This window comes from Ideonella azotifigens, assembly GCF_006519715.1.
Taxonomy (GTDB): Bacteria; Pseudomonadota; Gammaproteobacteria; order Burkholderiales; family Burkholderiaceae_C; genus Ideonella; species Ideonella azotifigens.
This window is the reverse complement of the sequence record NZ_VIDT01000711.1, coordinates 1-2646: the sequence shown is the minus strand read 5'-3', so window position 1 is coordinate 2646 and position 2646 is coordinate 1. Positions and strand designations below refer to the sequence as shown.

2 protein-coding genes and 1 pseudogene are annotated in these 2646 nt (G+C 67.0%); 2 read left to right on the top strand and 1 reads right to left on the bottom strand.

Translation table 11 applies throughout. The features are described 5' to 3' along the window. Nucleotides 1-109: 109 nt before the first annotated feature. A complete protein-coding gene (locus tag FKP22_RS26630; protein ID WP_141290947.1) occupies nt 110-559 on the top strand; it encodes a DoxX family protein in 450 nt (149 codons plus the stop codon). 1 nt (nt 560) lies between these two features. Next, nucleotides 561-694 (top strand): annotated as a pseudogene (locus tag FKP22_RS34555) (MFS transporter); the annotation flags it as partial. Between the two features lie 21 nt (nt 695-715). Here FKP22_RS34555 and FKP22_RS26625 read toward each other — a convergent pair. Then, nucleotides 716-2257, bottom strand: a complete 1542-nt coding sequence (locus FKP22_RS26625) for a methyl-accepting chemotaxis protein (protein WP_141290945.1) — start codon at nt 2255-2257, stop codon at nt 716-718. Nucleotides 2258-2646: the final 389 nt, after the last annotated feature.

Sequence of the window (2646 nt, the reverse complement as noted above, 5' to 3'; positions counted from 1 at the left end):
TGCGGCGTGCACGGCCATGCGCATGCCAAGGCCTGGGGCAACAAGGCACCTGTATCCGATCTGAAATCCTTCTGGGGCGCGCTGGGCTGCGCCTGCTGGGCGGTTTGACATGGCACGTTCCACCCTCAAGATCGCGCCGCTGCCCGGCGCCGACCTGGCGCCGGCCTCCGGCCTGGCATCCCCTGTCGTGCGCTGGCTGGCCCTGCTCGGCCTGTGCGCGGCCTACCTGCAAGGCGGGCTGGTCAAGGCCTTCGACTTTGCCGGCGCGGTCGGCGAAATGCAGCACTTCGGGCTGCAGCCGGCGATGCCGCTGGCGCTGGCCACCATCGTGCTGGAACTGGTCGCCTCGGCCCTGATCCTCAGCGGCAAACTGCGCTGGCTGGGCGCGCTGGCACTGGCCGTCTTCACGCTGGGCGCCACCTTCATCGCCAACCGCTTCTGGCTGGCCGAGGGCCAGGACCGCTTCATGCTGATGAACGCGTTTTTCGAGCACTGGGGCCTGGCGGGCGGCTTTGTGCTGGTGGCCTGGATGGACTGGCGTGAGCGCAGCGGGCACTGAAGCCGCCGCCGTGGCACTGGTGCAGGCCGCGGCCACGCTGCCGATCTTCTGCTGGCAATCCCCGCCAGCGTGCTGTCGGACAGCATGGACCGGCGGCGCCTCCTGATCGCGGTGCAGCTGCTGCCGGCCTCCGTCAGGCTGATTCAGGCACCTGATTCACGCGGGCAACTGGAAGCGGCCGACCGCGGCCGAGAGTTGCAAGGATTGATCGCGCAAACTCTGCGCGGCTGCGGCTGACTCTTCGACCAGCGCGGCGTTCTGCTGCGTGACCTCGTCGAGCTGCTGCACCGCGCCGGCGATCTCGCCGAGGCTGCGCGACTGCTCGTTGGACGCGGCCGAGATGCCGTTGATCATCTCGGTCACGCGCTGCACCCGGCCAACGATCTCGGACATGGTGCTGCCAGCGCTGCCCACCAGGCGCGCGCCGCACTCCACCCTTTCGGCCGAGGTCACGATCAAGGTCTTGATCTCGCGCGCCGCGGCGGCGGAGCGCTGCGCCAGCGAGCGCACTTCGCTGGCCACCACCGCAAAGCCCTTGCCCTGCTCGCCAGCGCGGGCAGCTTCGACCGCAGCGTTCAGCGCCAGGATGTTGGTCTGGAAGGCAATGCCATCGATGGTGCCGATGATCTCGGAGATGCGGTTCGAGCTGTCCTGGATGTTTTGCATCGTCGTCACCACTTCGGAAACCACCTGGCCGCCGCGCTGCGCCACTTCGGTGGCCGAGCCGGCTTCCCTGCTGGCCTGTTCGGCCGCTTCGGTGGAACGGTTGACCGTGGTCGTCAGCAGGCTCATCGAGCCGGCCGTGCGCTGCAGGTTGGCCGCGGTGGCTTCGGTGCGGGTCGACAAATCCTGGTTGCCCAGCGCGATCTCGCCGCTGGCCGCGCCGACATTGCCGGTCGCGTCCCGCACCTGGGCCATGACCTGGGCCAGGCGGTCGCGGGTGCTGCACAGGGTCTGCATCATGCGGCCGATCTCGTCGAGCCGGCCGATCGGCACGTCCACGGTCAGGTCGCCCGCGGCAATCGCGCTCAGCGCCGTCTCGGCCTGCTGGAAGCGGCGCTGCAGGCTGCCGGCAAAGCGATGGATGAAGACGAAGATCAGCGCGCACACCACCAGGCTGATGGCCAACGTGACGCCGGCAAAACGCAGCGCGTCATTGCGCACCGCATCGATGTAGACACCCGAGCCGACCACCCAGCCCCAGGGCGTGAAGCCGGCCACGTAGCTGCGCTTGGGCACCGGCTCGTCGCTGCCGACACGCGGCCACAGGTAGTCCACGTAGCCGCTGCCCTGGGCCTTCACGACGTTCGCCATCTCGACAAACAGCTGCTTGCCCTTGGGGTCCTTGGTGTTGGTCTGGTCAGTGCCGTCCATCTCCGGCTTGATCGGGTGGGCGACCATGTGCGCCGTGACGTCGGTGATGAAGACGTATTCCTTGCCTTCGTAGCGCATGGCCATCAGCTCGGCCTTGGCCTTGGCCTTCGCTTCGGCCTCGCTGATCTTGCCGGCGGTGGCTTCGGTCTGGTACTTCTGCACCGTGCCAAGCGCCTGCGTGACCACCGCACGCGTGGTGCTCAGGCGCTGGCCGATCGACGACTCGTAGAACGCCAGCGCGGTGTACGCCGCCAGCCCCAGCATGGCCAGGGTCAGCAGCAGCGCCATCAGGCGCAGGCGGGTGGTGAGGGACAAGGTTTTCATGGGCGGCTCGAACTGCGAAATGGGCCGGCACCCTGCCGGAGGTCTGTCTTGTTTCGGCTCGAAACCACCGAAGCTGACGGCAACTTGACCCTCGTCAAATCAAACGACGTGGCGGCGTGACACATCGCACGTCGCAACAGGTCACCACGGCACTGCAAGCGTCATGGCCCCCGTCGAAACGCACGCTTACGCCTGAACAGGTCTCTTACTGGTCCTATATGTGTAGAACCAATTGAATGCCAATAGCATCGCGTCGCCCTTGCCTCATTGCTGTTTTCATCCACCATCTGCTCATCAGGCGGGGCCTTCTTCAAGGAGATCACCGCCATGTCGATTCCCGCTTTCACCCCAGCGCGCGCCCGGCTGGACTGGCTGGCCGCGCTGTCGGC

What these genes read in the sequence shown, in the direction of transcription:
- FKP22_RS26630 (WP_141290947.1), top strand. Translation starts at nt 110, where the DNA reads ATGGCACGTTCCACCCTCAAGATCGCGCCGCTGCCCGGCGCCGACCTG.
- FKP22_RS26625 (WP_141290945.1), bottom strand. Translation starts at nt 2,257, where the DNA reads ATGAAAACCTTGTCCCTCACCACCCGCCTGCGCCTGATGGCGCTGCTG.